The organism is Qipengyuania sp., assembly GCF_965277845.1.
GTDB lineage: Bacteria > Pseudomonadota > Alphaproteobacteria > Sphingomonadales > Sphingomonadaceae > Qipengyuania.
The window spans coordinates 1,406,186-1,423,017 of record NZ_OZ255844.1 but is presented as its reverse complement, the minus strand read 5'-3'; the positions used below and the strand labels follow the sequence as shown (position 1 = coordinate 1,423,017).

15 protein-coding genes and 1 tRNA gene are annotated in these 16,832 nt (G+C 65.0%); 5 read left to right on the top strand and 11 right to left on the bottom strand.

From position 1 onward, the window contains the following. Positions 1–42 precede the first annotated feature (42 nt). From ACQY4G_RS07035 to ACQY4G_RS06995, 9 genes are all read right to left on the bottom strand, one after another. A complete protein-coding gene (locus ACQY4G_RS07035) occupies positions 43–1,014 on the bottom strand; it encodes a HupE/UreJ family protein (RefSeq protein ID WP_421989767.1) in 972 nt (323 codons plus the stop codon). Next, positions 1,011–1,796 carry a peptidyl-prolyl cis-trans isomerase gene (locus tag ACQY4G_RS07030; RefSeq protein ID WP_421989765.1) on the bottom strand — a complete coding sequence of 262 codons (786 nt, stop codon included), beginning with the start codon at positions 1,794–1,796 and terminating at the stop codon, positions 1,011–1,013. Before ACQY4G_RS07030 ends, ACQY4G_RS07035 begins: the two co-directional genes overlap by 4 nt. Continuing rightward, positions 1,793–3,730, bottom strand: a complete 1,938-nt coding sequence (locus tag ACQY4G_RS07025) for a DUF3604 domain-containing protein (protein ID WP_421989763.1) — start codon at positions 3,728–3,730, stop codon at positions 1,793–1,795. The genes ACQY4G_RS07030 and ACQY4G_RS07025 overlap by 4 nt, the downstream gene beginning before the upstream one ends. Positions 3,731–3,795: 65 nt before the next feature. Next, the gene (locus ACQY4G_RS07020) at positions 3,796–4,452 is read right to left on the bottom strand and encodes an exopolysaccharide biosynthesis protein (protein WP_421989761.1); all 657 of its coding nucleotides are present in this window, start codon (positions 4,450–4,452) and stop codon (positions 3,796–3,798) included. A 58-nt stretch (positions 4,453–4,510) separates the two neighbouring features. After that, positions 4,511–4,960, bottom strand: coding sequence for a MaoC family dehydratase (locus ACQY4G_RS07015; RefSeq protein ID WP_421989759.1), 450 nt, complete (start codon positions 4,958–4,960; stop codon positions 4,511–4,513). Next, positions 4,960–6,378: an aldehyde dehydrogenase family protein gene (locus ACQY4G_RS07010; RefSeq protein ID WP_421989757.1), complete on the bottom strand. Its 1,419-nt coding sequence runs from the start codon at positions 6,376–6,378 to the stop codon at positions 4,960–4,962. Before ACQY4G_RS07010 ends, ACQY4G_RS07015 begins: the two co-directional genes overlap by 1 nt. Before the next feature lie 26 nt (positions 6,379–6,404). Beyond that, complete coding sequence (locus ACQY4G_RS07005) at positions 6,405–7,481, bottom strand: CaiB/BaiF CoA transferase family protein (protein ID WP_421989755.1); 1,077 nt, start codon at positions 7,479–7,481, stop codon at positions 6,405–6,407. 13 nt (positions 7,482–7,494) lie between these two features. Further along, positions 7,495–8,661 (bottom strand): acyl-CoA dehydrogenase family protein, encoded by a 1,167-nt coding sequence (locus ACQY4G_RS07000; protein ID WP_421989753.1) that lies wholly within the window; start codon positions 8,659–8,661, stop codon positions 7,495–7,497. 50 nt (positions 8,662–8,711) lie between these two features. Beyond that, a tRNA-Gln gene (locus ACQY4G_RS06995) sits at positions 8,712–8,785 on the bottom strand. A gap of 187 nt (positions 8,786–8,972) precedes the next feature. Here ACQY4G_RS06995 and ACQY4G_RS06990 point away from each other — a divergent pair. Both ACQY4G_RS06990 and ACQY4G_RS06985 read left to right on the top strand, forming a co-directional pair. Then, complete coding sequence (locus ACQY4G_RS06990; RefSeq protein ID WP_421989751.1) at positions 8,973–10,190, top strand: Ppx/GppA phosphatase family protein; 1,218 nt, start codon at positions 8,973–8,975, stop codon at positions 10,188–10,190. Positions 10,191–10,403: 213 nt separating this feature from the next. Next, positions 10,404–11,066: an RlmE family RNA methyltransferase gene (locus ACQY4G_RS06985; protein WP_067693201.1), complete on the top strand. Its 663-nt coding sequence runs from the start codon at positions 10,404–10,406 to the stop codon at positions 11,064–11,066. 61 nt (positions 11,067–11,127) lie between these two features. On the opposite strand, the gene ACQY4G_RS06980 is transcribed toward ACQY4G_RS06985, so the two are convergent. After that, positions 11,128–11,829 (bottom strand): c-type cytochrome, encoded by a 702-nt coding sequence (locus ACQY4G_RS06980; RefSeq protein ID WP_291167957.1) that lies wholly within the window; start codon positions 11,827–11,829, stop codon positions 11,128–11,130. 136 nt (positions 11,830–11,965) lie between these two features. On the opposite strand from ACQY4G_RS06980, the gene ACQY4G_RS06975 reads away from it, so the two are divergent. Beyond that, positions 11,966–12,859 carry a prephenate dehydratase gene (locus ACQY4G_RS06975; RefSeq protein ID WP_421989749.1) on the top strand — a complete coding sequence of 298 codons (894 nt, stop codon included), beginning with the start codon at positions 11,966–11,968 and terminating at the stop codon, positions 12,857–12,859. A gap of 321 nt (positions 12,860–13,180) precedes the next feature. Next, positions 13,181–14,281, top strand: a complete 1,101-nt coding sequence (locus tag ACQY4G_RS06970) for an OmpA family protein (protein WP_421989747.1) — start codon at positions 13,181–13,183, stop codon at positions 14,279–14,281. A gap of 75 nt (positions 14,282–14,356) precedes the next feature. Here ACQY4G_RS06970 and ACQY4G_RS06965 read toward each other — a convergent pair whose 3' ends face one another. Further along, entirely contained in the window at positions 14,357–15,454 is a 1,098-nt protein-coding gene (locus ACQY4G_RS06965) for an isoaspartyl peptidase/L-asparaginase family protein (protein ID WP_421989745.1), read from the bottom strand. 109 nt (positions 15,455–15,563) lie between these two features. Here ACQY4G_RS06965 and ACQY4G_RS06960 point away from each other — a divergent pair, with 109 nt between their 5' ends. Further along, positions 15,564–16,772, top strand: coding sequence for a mechanosensitive ion channel (locus ACQY4G_RS06960; protein ID WP_291180413.1), 1,209 nt, complete (start codon positions 15,564–15,566; stop codon positions 16,770–16,772). Positions 16,773–16,832: the final 60 nt, after the last annotated feature.

Sequence of the window (16,832 nt, the reverse complement as noted above, 5' to 3'; positions counted from 1 at the left end):
CAGGTGAATGGCAAGTTGCGCGGGCATGCGGAAATTCCGCTCTCAGCCGAAGAGCCGGTCGATCAGCCAATAGCTGCCCATTATCCCCACCCCATAGGCGGAAAGCCGCACCAGCCGCGGTCGGGCCCGGGGGCGCAGCCGGTCGACCAGCCGCATAAGCACAAGGACGGCGGCGATGACCAGCAATTGTCCCGCTTCCACGCCGAGATTGAAGCTGACCAGTGCCGCGGGGACTTCACCCTCGGGCAGGCCGATCTCGCGCAGTGCGCCGGCAAAGCCGAAGCCGTGCAGCAGGCCGAAGGCGAAGGCGACCAGCCACGGCAGGCGCCGGGTCAGCGTATCGCGCCTTCCGCGGGCGATCTCGACGGCGAGGAACACGATGGACAGGGCGATCAGGGCCTCGACCACATCCTGTCTTATACCCGAAAATCCAAGCGTTACCGCCGCCAGCGTGATCGAATGTGCGATGGTGAAGGCCGTGGCCGCTTTCACCACCGGCCAGGGCCGGGCCACCAGCAGGACGAGCGCGATGACGAACAGCAAATGGTCCCAGCCGGCGAGGATGTGTTCGACCCCGATCATGAAATAGCTACGCCAGACCTGCGCTGCCGAAGGCCGTTCCGCGATGGTGACGAAGGGGGTTTCCGGCGTCAGGCGGTGGACCTGCAAAGCTCGCCCAAGCGGCGAAACACGCAAAATCGCCTCGCCATGGCCGGGAAAGGCGGGCCAGCCGATGGTTTGACCTGCGACCTCACCCGTACAGGTCACATCGGCAGCGCCGTGAGCCGCAAGCGGGTCCATCTGTCGCTCGACCTCCCCATCGATCCTGCAATTGGCGGGAATTTGTGGCATGGCCATACGGTCGTCCGCTGCGCTGGCTATGGGTTGGCGCCAGCCCAGCCGCCACTCGCCCTCGCCAACCTGCTCGAACTGGATCGCGACCGGCCGCATCTCGTCCGCCTGCACAGGCGCGCCCATGGCAAGCAGCCACAACGCGGCAAGCCAGCGGATCATTCGACCTCGACCGTATAGGCCTCGCGCAAGACTTCATAGGCACGCTGCCGTCGCTCGGCGATCGTCGCGCTGCGCCAGTCGGCCTCGACCCGGTCGCGAATTTCGGCGAGCGGCGGGCCGCTCCCACCGTCGCGTTTGGCCAGGCGCACGAGATGCCAACCATAGCCCGAACCTATCGGCCCCTGCCAACCCGGTCCGGCGGCAAGAGCGGAAAGCTCTGCTGCGAATTCCCTCCCGAAAACTACACGGACCTCGGTCAGGGGCATGCGCGCGACCGAGCGCGGCAGGCTGATCGGCTCACCCTCTGGGCTCGGCTCCGTCATCGCTGCCCGTGCGGCTCGCTCGCTAGGGAAGTAAGCCTGTTCGAATGTGACTGTACCGCCCATGGCATAGGCGCCCGGATTGTCGGCAAGCCATTGTTCGAGCACCGCATCGGAGGGCCGCGCCACTTCGGCCTCCGCACCGGCCAGCTCGTCCATCTTGGTCGCCAGCCGCCGCCGCACGATGGCATCGCCCTCGTCGATCCCGAGGCGCAGGGCCTCGCGGTACAGCACTTCTTCGCGAATCCAGCGCTCGATCGCCCAATCCATCTCGGCATCGGTCGGCGGGCGCCCCATCATCCGTTCGAAGCCGAGGGCGATACCCGCCTGCCGCTCGCGCGAGAGTTCGATCGTCCGGCTTGCCGGATCGACGGGATCGCCCGCGAGCGCGAGCAGGCCCCAGATAGCGGCCCCCGCAACAAGGAAATGCGCGAGCGGATCGCGCAGCAGCTTGCGGATCATCCTTCATCCATTATGAGCGGCGCGTCACCGGGCCGGCGGCGCGGTTTCAGCCATATCGGCGAGGAATAGGCGCGTTCCTGGATCACGTTGGCCTCGACCACCTCGGGCGGCAGGTCGAAACCGAAGCGTTTGGCATCGAACAGCACCCAACTCGGCGTCGGGATCTCGAGCACGCGGACGTAGTAAAAGGCCCGCTGGCCCGGGCGATAGTCGGGGTCGCGCCATGTCGCACGCAGTTCGGGTGCGCCGATGGTATTGTCGTAGGTCGCCTCGCGCCGGATCACCGTATCGCCCACCGCGGGTATCCGGCCCCCTACACGCCGGCGCTCGCCATCCATATCGGACCAGGCGACATCGTAGATGCGCTCCTGCGCCTCGCCATCGGCATCGACCCAGCCCTTGACCACCTGCACCCGGTCGAGATTGGCGCCCTCGGGGTCCTTGAGCGCCGAGATCAGGAAGACCGGTGCGCGGCCACTATCCTGCAGTTCGCCGCCCATCGGGACGCCGCCCGTGTATCCGGTGCGAACCCAGTCGCCGTCCCAGTCGTTCTCGGCGAAATCGAAGCCCGCGAACAGGCGCAGGACCATGCGCGGCCCCGTCGTCGCATAGACCTCGCGCCGCATGAAGGCGTCGAATATCTCCGCGCGCGTGTTGCCGCGCGCCCAGGCCGCAGCATAACCGCCGGCAAGATAGTGCCAGCCGAAGCGGCCTTCGGCCGTGCCGAGGTTCTGGCTTTCCAGCGCCCGCCCTGCGCGCGGTTCGTTGCCAGTGTGCTTGCCGAAATAATTGTCTTCATCGCCGGTCGCCAGCGCAGTGTGGCTGTCGGTCGAACCGATGAGGCCGAAGGCGTAGGGATTGACCCCCATCTGCTGCTCGAGCGTCAGCCCGCGCAGCAGGGCATTGCGCACATAGCTGCCGGCATACATGTCGGGCGTCGAGCGGCGGGTCAGAGGAAGGTTGCCGAGTTCCCAGCCTGCGACACCGAAAGCGGCAAACTCGTCGTTCGGCGAGAGAAAGGGATGGGTTTCGCTATCGCCCTTGATCTGGGTGGCTTCGACTACCGGTTCGTAGCGCGCGCGGCGGCGGGCGTAATCGGCGCTCATTGCCCCGCCATCGGGGCCAACCAGTTCGAACATCATGCCGTTGGACAGGTTCGAATTGTGCGGGATGGCCAGAACGCGGCCGCCGGTATTGGCTTCGTAGGCCTCCATGTAATCCCACAATTGCTCGGGGGTCGTGTCGATGCCGGGAAAGGGGACGACCTGCCCGGTCTTCACGCTTCCATCCCTGAACATGACCACGCGGTGGAGATTGTTGCCGTCGGGCATCAACGTCCATTCGAAGCCCGCGAAGGCGGTGAATTCGCCCGGGCGGTTGTAGCGATCGAGCAGGTCGAGATGGCTGTCCCAAAGCTCGCGGGTGGCGGCTGCCTGGCGCTCTGGATCGATGAGTGCTTCGGGAATCGTGCCATTGGCCGCGGCGGTAATCAGCTCTCCCACCGCGCGGGTCGATTGTTCGGGACTATCGTGCATCATATCGTACCAGCGCCTGAGCGTGGGATCGCGCACGAGGATGCGCGGCGCATCGTAAAGCCTCCGGGTGGCACCCATCGCGTCCGAATGGTCCGAGATTACAAGAAAGTCGAGAGGCCGGTCGAGCTGCGCCTTCATTCCCGTGGTTGCGGTGACCGTATCGCCGCGCGCGAATTTCAGCGCAGGTTCCGCGCCCAGCCTGACCCCGAATCCGAAGGCATCGACGGAGATATCGGTGTGAAGATGGGTGTCGCCCCAATAGGGCCGGTCGGGGAATTCGGCGAGTTCGATCGTGTCGGTGCCATCGCCGCGCTGCGCCTCGGTCGGTTCGCCCGGGCGGTCGCCCGCGCAGGCGCCCGTCAGCAACGCGGCTGCGGTGGCCAGTAATATCGTGCGCATTATCGCTCTCCCTGGCCCGTCGGCCTCGACCCCGAAGCCATTCTGCTCAGGGAGCAACGCGCCGGTCAAGCCTGCGCGAGAGATGCCTCGTGGGTGAGAGCCGCCACGCCGCCCGATCCCGCTTCGTCGTCGGACGCATAATAGTAATAGGTTCCACCGCCGAGGGCAGCCGCCGCCAGCACCAGCGCGCCGATCATCACCAGGCCGTCGCGCACGATCAGCGCCAGCGCGATCGCGACAATCGCGAGCATTGGCGCCGAGCTCGCAAAGGGCACGAATTCGAGAGGCGGCACGGTCGCGCAAAGCAAAAGGATCGCCACTGCCGCGACCTTGATCCAAATGCCCGTGGTGAGGGAATCGAAACGGTCGCGGCTGTGGCCGTCGAGCCATTTGGCCACTCCACGCAGCTTTCGCACCGCCTTGTGCAGCTTTTTGGAGCCTACCGATCGATTTTGAATGAACTGCGGCAACCAGACGTGATCCCGGCCAAACAGCATCTGTAATGCCACAAGGGCGATGACTGCAGCCAGAAAACTCGGCACCCCCGGGATACCGCCCACCGGCGTAAGCTCCAGGAGTGCCGGCAGGAGAATGAACGGTCCGAAACTGCGCCCGCCGAAATCGTCGAGCGCGTCGCGAATGCGCACTTCGTCGGATTTCGAGGCGAGCTCGTCGAGCTCGCCGATTACGTCCTCGACGCTCTCCGGTTCGTGTCCATTCATCGCTCTCCCCTTCGCCCCTCAACGCGCGAGCCGGCGAAAGGGTTGCAATTCCCGAATATCAGGAGCTTTTCCTGAGCAGTGCCGAGCGTTCGCAGCGGCACACGACCTCGCCGCGCTGGTTCACCGCTTCGTGCAGGAAGGTGACGATCCCGGTATCGGGCCGGGACTTGCTTTCGCGAAGACCGATCACTTCGCTGGTCGCATGCAGCGTATCGCCGATGAACACCGGTTTGGGCATGACCAGCTTGTCGTAACCGAGGTTCGCCACCAGCGTGCCGAGCGTCGTGTCGCCGACCGACAGTCCGACCATAAGCGAGAAGGTATAGGTCCCGTTGACGAGAATCTGCCCGAACTCGCTCTCATTCGCCGCTTCCACGTCGAGGTGAAGCGGCTGCGGATTGTGGGTCATAACGGTGAAAAAGAGGTTGTCCGCCTCGGTCACCGTGCGCCGGATTTCATGCGTCAGCTTGTCGCCGATTTCCCACTCGTCGAAATGCCTGCCCGCCATCAGCTGTGGCCCATCACGGCTTTCACTTCGAGGAAATCGTGGAAGCCCCACTCGCCCCATTCGCGACCATTGCCCGACTTCTTATAGCCGCCGAAGGCCGCGTTGAGATCGTAGCCGCCATTGATCGCGACCCGGCCCGCGCGGATGCGCTTGGCAAGGCTGCGCGCGGTTTCGATATCTTCGCCCATCACCGCGCTGGCGAGGCCGTATTCGGTATCGTTGGCGATGCGGATGGCGTCGTCGTAATCGTCGTAGCCAAGGATGCAGAGCACAGGCCCGAAGATTTCCTCGCTCGCGATCGTCATGTCGTTGTCGACATCGGCGAAGACGGTCGGTTTGACGTAGTGGCCGGTTTCGAGCCCCTCGGGCTTGCCGGGGCCGCCGGCGACCAGCGTTGCGCCTTCCTCGATACCCTTTTCGATCAGACCCTGGATCTTGTCCCACTGCGTGCGGCTGACGACCGGGCCGATCGCCGCATTGCCCTTGGGATCGCCGGGAATGACACCCTCGGCCGCTTCCTTGGCTGCGGCCTTGGCTTCTTCCATGCGTTTGTGCGGCACGAGCATGCGGCTCGGAGCGGTGCAGGTCTGGCCCGAATTGCCCATCATCGCGACGGTGCCCTTGGCGACGGACTGGGTGAAGGCGCTGTCGTCGAGCACGATGTTCGGGCTCTTGCCGCCCAGTTCCTGCGCCACCCGCTTGACCGTGTCGGCGGCGTTCTTGGCGATCAGCACGCCGGCACGTGTCGATCCGGTGAAGCTGACCATGTCGATGTCGGGATGGCCCGAAATCGCTTCGCCCACGCCCGGCCCGTCGCCATTGACAAGGTTGAAGACGCCTGCCGGAACGCCCGCCGCATCCATGATTTCGGCGAAGATATAGGCGTTGAAAGGCGCGATCTCTGAAGGCTTCAGCACCATCGTGTTGCCGGTCGCAAGCGCGGGGAAGACCTTGCAGGCGATCTGGTTGAGCGGCCAGTTCCACGGGGTGATCATGCCGACCACGCCGACCGGCTCCCACACGTGGAGCGTCGGGCCGTCCTGGCGTTCGAATGCGAAGCCTTCGAGAATCTCGATCGCCTTCTGGCAATGCCCGGTGAGGAGCCCGACATGCGGGCCGTTCGCCAGGCTCATCGGCGCGCCCATTTCGTCGCTCACCGCAGTGGCAAGCTCTTCCTTGCGGTTCTCGATCTCGGCCTGGATCGCGCGCAGCAGCGTCAGGCGCTCTTCCTTGCTCGTCTGGCTGAAGGTTTCGAACGCGCGGCGCGCAGCGGCCACGGCCTTGTCGACATCGGCCTTGGTGCCGAAGCTGATGTGGCCGATGGTCTCTTCGGTCGCCGGGTTCTCGACCGGCTGCGTGTTCGGCTCGACCGGATCGACCCACTCGCCGTCGATGTAGAATTTGGTGCACTCGCGCATCGTGAATCTCTCCTTTGCGCGTGCCTTTACCCCTCTTGCTGCCAGCGCGCCACCACTGCGTCGCCATCTTCCGCGCTGTCGCGAATGGTGTTCGGCGTCCGGTCGAAACGCGGCGCAGGCGCGGTGTGCCAGCGGCCGCCGTGCTCGACGAAAGCGCCGCGTGCCTTCATGTGCGGATGGTCCTTGGCATGGTCGAGCGGCACCACGGGGGCAAAGCAGGCATCGGTGCCTTCGAGCAGCTCGCACCACTCGGCCTGCGTCTTCGTGGCGAAGAGTTCGGCGAGGTCTTCGGCGTAATCGTCCCACTTTCCCGGATCCATCTGGCGCTCGCGCAAATGCTCGGGCGCATCGGCGCGCTGGAGCAGCTCGGCGTAGAACTGCGGCTCGATTGCGCCCACGCTCACTTCCTTGCCGTCCTTGCATGTGTAGCAGCGGTAGAAATGCGCCGCCCCGCCCAGCAGGCCAGCGCCGCGCTCGACCGTGCGCAGCGCGCTGTGCGGCTGACCGTAGAAGAAGCTCATCAGGCTGGTAACGCCATCGACGATTGCCGCATCGACCACCTGCCCCTTGCCGCTCGACTGCCGCTCGAACAGCGCGGCAAGAATGCCCATCGCGCAATACATCGAGCCGCCGCCGAAATCGCCGACGAGATTCTGCGGCGGCACCGGCAGTTCGCCGCGCCTGCCGATCGCGTCGAGCGCGCCGGTGATCGCAATATAGTTGAGATCGTGCCCGGCAGCCTGTGCGAGCGGGCCGTCCTGCCCCCAGCCGGTCATGCGCGCATAAACGAGCCGCGGATTGGCCGCGAGCATCTCGTCGGGCCCCAGCCCCAACCGCTCCATCACGGCGGGGCGGAAGCCTTCGACCAGCACATCGGCATGTTTGAGCGCGGTCTTGACGAATTCCTGCCCCTCTTCGCTCTTGAGGTCGACCGCTACGCGATGCCGCGCGCGTTCGACCACCGGGTTCATCGGCTGGTGCCCGGCGCGCTCGATCCGCACGACTTCGGCGCCCATATCGGCCAGCATCATCGCCACGTGGGGACCCGGGCCGATGCCCTGGAATTCGACGACCTTGAGGCCGGTCAGCGGACCGTTCGACATGGATTTTCTCTCCTCAGAAACTCTTGGGCAGATCCAGCACATGCGTCGCCACATGGCTGAGGATCAGATTGGTGCTGATCGGCGCGACCTGGTAGAGCCGCGTCTCGCGAAACTTGCGTTCCACGTCGTATTCCTCGGCGAAGCCGAAACCGCCGTGCGTCTGGATGCACATGTCTGCCGCGGCCCAGCTGGCCTCGCTCGCCAGCATTTTTGACATATTGGCCTCGGTCCCCGCGGTCTCGCCCGCATCGAACATGCGCGCGGCCTTGGTGACCATCTCGGCCGCGGCGGACAGCTGGACATAGGCGCGTGCGATGGGGAACTGCACGCCCTGGTTTTCGCCGATGGCGCGGCCGAAGACGTTGCGCTCCTTGGCATAGGCGCTGGCCTTGTCGATGAAGAACCGCCCGTCGCCGATGCATTCCGCGGCGATCAGGATGCGCTCGGCGTTCATGCCCGACAGGATATAGCGAAAGCCCTTGCCCTCTTCGCCGATCAGCGCCGACTTGGGCACCTTGAGATCGTCGAAGAACAGTTCGGTCGTGGCGTGGTTGAGCATGGTCCGAACCGGCCGCACGGTCAGTCCATTGCCGACCGCCTCGCGCATGTCGACCAGAAGCACGCTCATGCCATCGGAAGGCTTGGCGCATTCTTCGCGCGGGGTCGTGCGGCACAGCAGAACCATGAGGTCGGAATGCTCGGCGCGGCTGATCCAGATCTTCTGGCCGTTCACGATATAGTGGTCGCCGGCATCCTTCGCGAAAGTCGATATGCGCGTCGTGTCGGTGCCCGCCCCCGGTTCGGTCACGCCGAAGGCCTGCAGGCGCAATTCGCCGCTGGCGATCTTGGGCAGGTACGCGCGCTTCTGCTCCTCGCTGCCGTGCTTGAGCAGCGTTCCCATGGTGTACATCTGCGCATGGCACGCACCGCCGTTGGAACCCGAGCGATGGATCTCCTCCAGCACGGCACAGGCCGCCTCGAGCCCGAGACCCGAACCGTCGTATTCCTCGGGGATCAGCACCGAGAGAAAGCCCGCCTCGGTCAGCGCGGTCACGAATTGTGTCGGATAGGCTCGCTCGCGGTCGAGCCGCTGCCAGTATTCGCCCGGGAACTTGGCGCAAAGCCGCCGCACCGCATCGCGGATTTCCGGAAAGGTCTCGCTCAAATGTCCGTCTCCCATTGCAACCTGTCTGGCGCGGATGGAAGGCTTTGGCAACGGGGGAGGAAGAATGGATGCCCCGTGAGGATTCGAACCTCAATTGACGGAGTCAGAGTCCGTAGTCTTACCATTAGACGACGGGGCATCAGCCGTCCGGGCGGGCGGGAATCGCTTTGCCGCTCCGGAAGAGGCCGCGCATCTAGTTTCGCCGCCGCGCGAGGTCAACCCCGTGCGTTGCGCGCGCACTTGCCCCGCCTGAGCTTCGCCGCTAGCATCGCTGGCAAGTCCCCGTGCACGGTGGTTTGCACGGGAGGAACAAGAAAGCTCCAAGTATGGCGGACTATTCTCCGCCGGACACGAAAAGGGGGCACGGGACACAACGGGGCGGCAAGTCCGGCAAGGTAGCCGATTTCCGCTACAAGCGCCCTTCCCGGCCCGAAGCCAAGCACAGCGACCGGCGCAATGCGCCGCGCTGCGATGGCGCGATTGCCGCCCGTCCGAATGGCAAATCGAGACATAACTCCGGCCATCCGCAGCGCCGACAGGCCTACGCCGCGCTCGACCTCGGTACCAACAACTGCCGCCTGCTGATTGCGCGGCCCTCGGGCGAGAACTTCACCGTGATCGATGCCTTCAGCCGCGTGGTCCGGCTGGGCGAGGGATTGGCGGCAAGCGGTAAGCTGTCGGACGAAGCGATGGAGCGCACCATGGCCGCTCTCCATGTCTGCGCGGAAAAACTGCGCCGCCGCAACGTCCGGCTGGCGCGCTCGGTCGCGACCGAGGCCTGCCGCCGAGCTGCCAACGGCCCGGCCTTCATCGAACGCGTCCGGCGCGAGACGGGCATCATGCTCGACATCATTTCCGCGCAGGAAGAGGCCCGCCTTGCCGTGCTCGGCTGCCACGTGCTGCTGGAGGAGGGCAATGGGCCGGCGATCATCTTCGATATCGGCGGCGGTTCGACCGAACTGGTGCTGGTTCAACCCGGAGAAAAGGTCCCGCGCATTCTCGACTGGTTGAGCGTGCCCTGGGGCGTTGTCTCGCTTACCGACACGGTAGATGGATCGGACGAAAGCGAGGCCGCGCGGCTCGACCGCTATGTCCAGATGCGCCGCACGGTCGGACGCAGTTTCGCCGAATTTGCCGAACGCATTCGCGGGCACACAGGCTCGCCCGAACTGATCCGGCTGCTCGGCACCAGCGGCACGGTCACGACGCTGGCGAGCCTCCACCTCGAGCTGCCGCAATACGACCGGCGCGCGGTCGACGGCCTGATCGTGGCCTCGCAGGCAATGCGCGATATCTCGGGCCGCCTTTCGCGGATGAGCGCAGCGGATCGCAAGCGCCTGCCCTGTATCGGCGACGACCGGGCGAACCTCGTCATCGCGGGGTGCGCAATCCTCGAATCGATCCTCGACATCTGGCCTGCCGAACAATTGGGCGTGGCCGACCGGGGCATCCGGGAGGGCATATTGCGCAGCCTGATCGCCGCCGACACCGAAGGCGAACGCAGCCGCGCGGCATTACAGCGGATGCGGGAACAGGATGTTTGATTTCGGTGCAGTGCGGGAGGGTACGGCCAGGATGGGCCGGAGCCCCTTATGCGTGCGTGCCGGACATCCGTCCGGCCCATGCTGTTCCATCCCACGCCCCATCCCGGCCACCCACGGCACGGTATCTTGTGGGGGGCGGGGATGGGGCGTGGGATGGCGCAGCCGCAAGCTAACGACGGATGTCGATAGCGCACCAAACAAAGGCAATTCATAATGTCACGCTCGGGCAAAGACCGCGATACCCGCGTCCGCACCGCCAAGAAGCGGACCGCCAGCTCGACCCGCTGGCTGCAGCGACAACTCAACGATCCCTATGTGAAGCAGGCCAAGGCCGAAGGCTATCGCAGCCGCGCGGCCTACAAGCTGATCGAGCTCGACGAGAAATTCGACCTGCTGAAAGGTGTCACCCGCGTGGTCGATCTCGGGATTGCGCCGGGCGGCTGGGCGCAGGTCGTGCGCAAGCGCAAACCCAAGGCGCATGTCGTCGGGATCGACCTGCTGGAAGTCGAACCGATCGAGGGTGTCACCATCTTCCAAATGGATTTCATGGACGACGAGGCCCCTGCCGTGCTGGAAGAGGCGCTGGGCGGAAAGGCCGAGCTGGTGATGAGCGACATGGCCGCCAATACCGTCGGCCACAAGCAGACCGACCATTTGCGCACCATGGGACTGGTCGAGGCCGGAGCCTGGTTTGCGATCGAGAACCTTGCCCCCGGCGGGACCTATCTCGCCAAGGTTCTCGCAGGCGGAACCGATACCGACCTGCTCAACCTGCTCAAGCAGCACTTCAAGACGGTCAAACACGCCAAGCCGCCTGCGAGCCGCAAGGGCTCGAGCGAGTGGTACGTCATCGCCCAAGGGTTCAAGGGCGGCTGAGGCCGGACACAAAAAACCCCGCCGGAGCGGGGCTTCTCGTTTCCAGTTGCAAGCGACCGGGTCAGTCGACCTTGGTGGCGCCTTCATTGTCGGTCGCGGCATTGGCGGCGGCGACCGGCTGGTCGGCGCTCATACCCGTCGCGGCTTCGGGACCTTCGACGGGAACGCCTTCGACGGGACCCGGGCCTGCGCCGGGCGCATCGACATCGATCTCTTCTTCGGCCGCAGCGGGTTCGGGCTTGGCGGGTGCGCCGCCATAGGTGGCCATGAATTCCATCACATTGGCGCGATCTTCAGGCTTGCCGAGGCCGGCGAAACTCATCTTGGTGCCATTGGCGAAGCCGCGCGGGCTTTCGAGCCAGGCGTCCATGTTTTCCCAGGTCCACTGGCCGCCCTTTTCCGCCAGGGCCGACGAGTAGGCGAATCCGGCGGCACCGCCACCGATGGCCTTGCCCATGATGCCATAGAGGTTCGGGCCGATCCCGTTGGCGCCGCCCTGATCGATCGTGTGGCAGGCGGTGCACTTGGCGAAAACCCGCTCGCCCGCGGCGGCATCCGCGCTGGCGAGCAGCGTGCCGAGATCGGGGCCGGTATCCGCGGCGCCTTCTTCGGCCTCGCCTTCGATGAAGTATCCCGGCTCGACGCCTTCGGGCAGCGAACCGTCGTCGGCGTGGAAATACATGCCCGATGCGATGGAGCCGCCGAGGGCCACGATGCCTGCGAAGAGTACCCAGCCAGCGGCGGTGTTGAAACGATCGTCCATTGCGTAAAATACCCGGCGAAAATCGGTTGGTCTGATGGTTGCGCGCCGCTCTAGTGCGCACGGCCACCTTTCGCAAGTGCGCAAGGCGCAATAGCGCTTGATGCTGCCGAAACGCACCCGTAACGCGGCTCGGACCATGCGCCAATTCGCCAAACCCGCCCTCGCCCTTGTCGATTCGATGCGCGCCGCCGCGGCGCAGGACCCGATGCGCGCGATCGCCTTCGGCGGGGCGCCGGGATCGAACTCGCACCAGGCCGCGATGCAGTTCGCGCCCGATGCCCTGCCGCTTCCGTGTTTCAGCTTCGAAGACGCGCTGGAAGCGGTCGACAGCGGCGCGGCGGGCTGCGCGATGATCCCGATCGAGAACAGCCAGCATGGCCGCGTGGCCGATATCCATTTCCTGTTGCCCGGCAGCGGGCTGTCGATCGTGGCCGAACATTTCATGCGCATTACCCATTGCCTGATGGCGTTGGGCGAAGGGCCGTTCGAGGCCGCCTACAGCCACCCGCAGGCGCTCGGCCAGTCGCACAGATTCCTGTCCGAGCGCGGCATCGTCGGCCTCAGCCATGCCGATACGGCGGGCGCGGCCGCCTTCGTTGCGGAAAGCGGCAAGGACAATATCGCCGCGATCGCGCCGGCACTGGCAGCGGACCTCTATGGTCTCGACATCATCGAGCGGGAGGTGGAGGACGCGCATGACAACACCACGCGTTTCGTCGTTCTCGCGAAAGAGGCGCTCGACCCGGCCGCCCTCGAAGGCGCCCAGGCGATGACCACCTTCATCTTCGAGGTGAAGAACATTCCCGCTGCGCTTTACAAGGCGCTGGGCTGCTTCGCGACCAATGGCGTGAACATGACCAAGCTCGAAAGCTACCAGAAGGGCGCGAGCTTTGCGGCGACGCAGTTCTTCGCCGATATCGAAGGCGCACCGGGCGAGCCCCGCGTCGACGCAGCTCTGGAAGAACTCGCCTTCCAGACCAACGATGTGCGCCTGCTGGGCAGCTATGCGCAGGCACGCAAGCGAGGCTGACAGTCAAGTCGCATTTGCGGGCGATCGGTTCCGAGGGGCGGATCACGCAGGAACCTGCCAGGCGGGGCGCATCGGGCGTTGCGGTCAGGGTGTCATTTCCCCGCTGATGCTCGCGAGCCCGTACTCGCTGAGGCACACGCCCGCCGCCATTCGCGCAACGCGACCGATCCCGATGGCCCGCGGCGTGGGGGCGGAAATCCGACCTTCCCTTCTTCGATCCGGCAATATTACCAAAAAAATAATGTTTTCCGATGGAACGAACGCAATTGTCACACGCTTTTGCGAACAGGCAATTGCCTGAAACAAGAAAGCGAGGGAATCATGCGCAAGATTACATTGGGTCTGGCCTTGTGCTCGACCGCGCTCGCCGCACCTGCGGTGGCGAAAGACGATAGTGCCTATGTCGAATTCGGCTTCGGGCCGATGCATCTCAACGACTTCGACTTGACCGAGGTGAACCCGGCTACGGGCGACCAGGTGACGCTCGAGTCCGACTACGGCTTCGACGGCACCGCCATTCTCGGCTACGATTACGGTGCCTTTCGCGTCGAACTGGAAGCCAGTTACCGCCAGGCCGATCACGAGAGCTTGATCACGCCATTCGGCACATTCGGCTCGGGCCGCCTGCTGGGTGATTCCTCGGCAGCCAGCCTGATGGGTAACGTGCTCCTCGATTTCGGCGATGACGACGGCCTCCAGGCATTCGTCGGTGCCGGTGCCGGTAGCGCGATCGTCGATCAGTCGATCGCCATCACCGCGCCGGGCGGACAGCAGAACCTCGTCAATGGCGATGAATGGGAATTCGCTTGGCAGGCCCTGGCGGGCGTCCGCGCGCCGCTGACCGACACGATCGACGTCGGCTTGCGCTATCGCTTCTTCAATGTCCCCGATTACGAGCTCGGCGGTTCGTTCGGCACTTCGGTGGTCGAGGGCGACTGGTCGTCGCATTCCATTCTCGGCACGCTGGCCTTCAACTTCGGTGCTCCGCCGCCTCCTCCGCCTCCTCCGCCGCCGCCGCCTCCCCCGCCGCCGCCTCCGCCGCCTCCGCCCCCGCCGCCGCCGGCGCCGGTCTGCGAGACGGGGCCCTACATCGTCTTCTTCAACTGGGACGAATCGGCCATCACTCCGGAAGCAGCGACGATCCTCGACAACGCGGTCTCGGCCTATGCCAATTGCGGCAGCGCCGCAGTCATGCTCGCCGGTCACACCGACACTTCGGGTTCGGCGGTCTACAACATGGGCCTCGCCGAACGGCGTAACGAATCGGTTCGCGGTTACCTGACCTCGCGCGGCATTCCGGATACCCGGATCACCAGCGAAGCCTTCGGCGAATCGCAGCTGCGCGTTCCGACCGCCGATGGCGTTCGCGAACTGCAGAACCGCCGCGTCGAAATCACTTACGGTCCGGGTTCGGGCATGTAACCGACGGCAATACGCCAAAACCACCAAGGGGGCCGGAGCAATCCGGCCCCTTTTTCGTTGGCTGGACCCGGTCGGCTATTCGTCGGCGTAGATCGCGACTTCGTTTACGCCATCGCTGGTGGCGCGGCCGCGATACATGCCCGAGGTGTTCATGCTGAACAGCGGAGATCCCTCGCTGGTGACGACGATCACCCCGCCGTCACCGCCAAGCGCGCCGACCTCGGCGATGACTGCGTCGATCTCTTCTTGGGCGTGGGTTGCTTCGAGCCCGAATTCGCTGGCGTGGACGATGTAGGTCGGCATGCCTTCGTCATCGAGCGGGACGGTTGCCTGCGCCGCATCGATTTCGGCGCGGTAGCGATAGCGCAGCCGCGTGCAGATCTCGTGCGCCACACCGACCCGGATGAAGAATTCGCCCCAGCCGGTGGCCGAGACCGCGCAGGCGCGATTGTCGGCATAGGTGCCAGCACCGATGATCGGGGCATCGCCGATGCGGCCCCAGCGCTTGCCGGTCATCCCGCCGGTAGACGTCCCCGCTGCCATGTTGCCGTCCCGGTCGAGCGCGACCGCGCCAACCGTTCCGAATTTGACGTCGACATCGAGCGCAGAGAGCCGCTGCGCCTTCATCCGCTCGAGCGAATCCCTGCGCCGCTCGGTTTCGAACCATTCGGGCGGCATCAGTTCGAGCCCCTGCTCGGCAGCAAAGGCTTCCGCCCCGTCGCCGGCGAGCATGACATGCGGGCTGTCGGTCATCACCTTGCGCGCCAGTTCGATCGGGTGGCGAATGCCGGTGACGCCCGCCACCGCGCCCGCATCGCGGGTGCGACCGTCCATGATCGAGGCATCGAGTTCGATATCGCCATCCCAGGTCAGCACGGCGCCGCGCCCGGCATTGAACAGCGGATCGTCCTCCATCGGCTCGATCGCCGCCTGGATCGCATCCATTGCGCTGCCGCCCTCGCGCAGAACGGTCGCACCTGCATCGAGCGCCCTCTGCAGAGCTGCGCGATAGGCCGCGTCCTGCTCCGCCGTCATATTCTCGCGCGCAATCGTGCCGGCCCCGCCATGGATCGCAATCGACCAGCCTCCCTCCTCCTGTGCCGCGGCCGGGAAAGCGAAGAGTACCGAAAGCGCAGTCAGCGCGCGGATCGCGGGTGTAAAAAATCCTCTCATAGGAGAGGGATAGCAGGCGGAGTTATCCACTCAATCCCTGGGACGAATTTTGTAGATTACCGGCACCGTGATAGCGCTGACGCTACGGAAACCAATGGGGAGAGGTTTCATGATTTTCGATCGCTATCGTTTCGACGAACAGCTGGCGATGGAGCTGGGGGAGAAGATCCTGCTGGCCATCGTTGCGCTCGTCATCACCTGGCTCGCCGCACGCGCGGCGAAATGGGCCTTCGCCAAGCTCGTCGACACTGTCGATTTCTTCAAGCGCGGGACCGGCAGCGGCCAGTCGCTGGGAGAATCGCTGGGCAAGATCGTATCCTTGCTTATCTGGCTGTTCGGTCTGCTGATCATTCTCAACATCCTCGAACTGGGCGGGGTCGCCGGGCCGATCGACAGCCTGCTCGAGAATGTCGTCGACTTCCTGCCCAACCTCCTGTGGGCCGGACTGATCTTCTTCATCGGCATGATGGTGGCGAGGATCGCGCGCGACCTGGTCGTCACTACGCTCCAGACGGTCGATTTCGACAAATGGGCCAATCGCGGCGGGGTCGACAACGTCACCGGCAACACGACGATCAGCAAGACCATCGGCACGATCGTCTATGTCCTGATCGCCATTCCGGTGGCCATCGCCGCGCTCGAACAATTGGGCATCGATTCGATCAGCGCCCCGGCCTCGGAAATGCTGCGGATGATCTTTGCCGCCATCCCGAACATCATCGCTGCCGCCGTGCTGCTGGGGATCGGCTATCTCATCAGCAAATTCGTGGTGCAGATCATCAAGGAGGTCCTGCCCGGGCTCGGCGTCGACCGGGCCTTGGCGGAAACCGGGCTGGTCGGCGATGGCACCACCGCATCGGGCATCATCGCCCGCGTGGTGCAAGTCGCGATCATCCTGTTCTTCGCCATCGCGGCTACACGCCTGCTCGGCTTTCCCGAGCTGACCGCGATCCTGGATCAGCTGCTCGAACTGGGCGGACGGGTGATCTTCGGGGCGGTGGTCATCGCCTTCGGCTTCCTTATCGCCAACCTGCTTGCCCGTCTCATCGCGGGCGATGCGGGAAGCACGACGGCCGCGACCATCGTGCGCTGGGCAACGATCATACTGTTCGTCTTCATGGGCCTGCAGTTCACCGGAATCGGCGGGATGATCCCGGCCAATGCGCTGACCATCCTGATAGCGGGCATCGCGGTTGCCGGCGCACTGGCTTTCGGGCTGGGCGGCCGCGCCTGGGCGGCGCGCAAGCTGGAACAGATGGACAGCGACCTTGGCGGCGCGGCTCCGAAATCCGACGAGCCACTGCCACCGGGCGCCTGAAGAACATAATCCTTCGGGAAGGCAACGGGGCGCGGGATTCAATCTTCCGCGCCCCTTTTT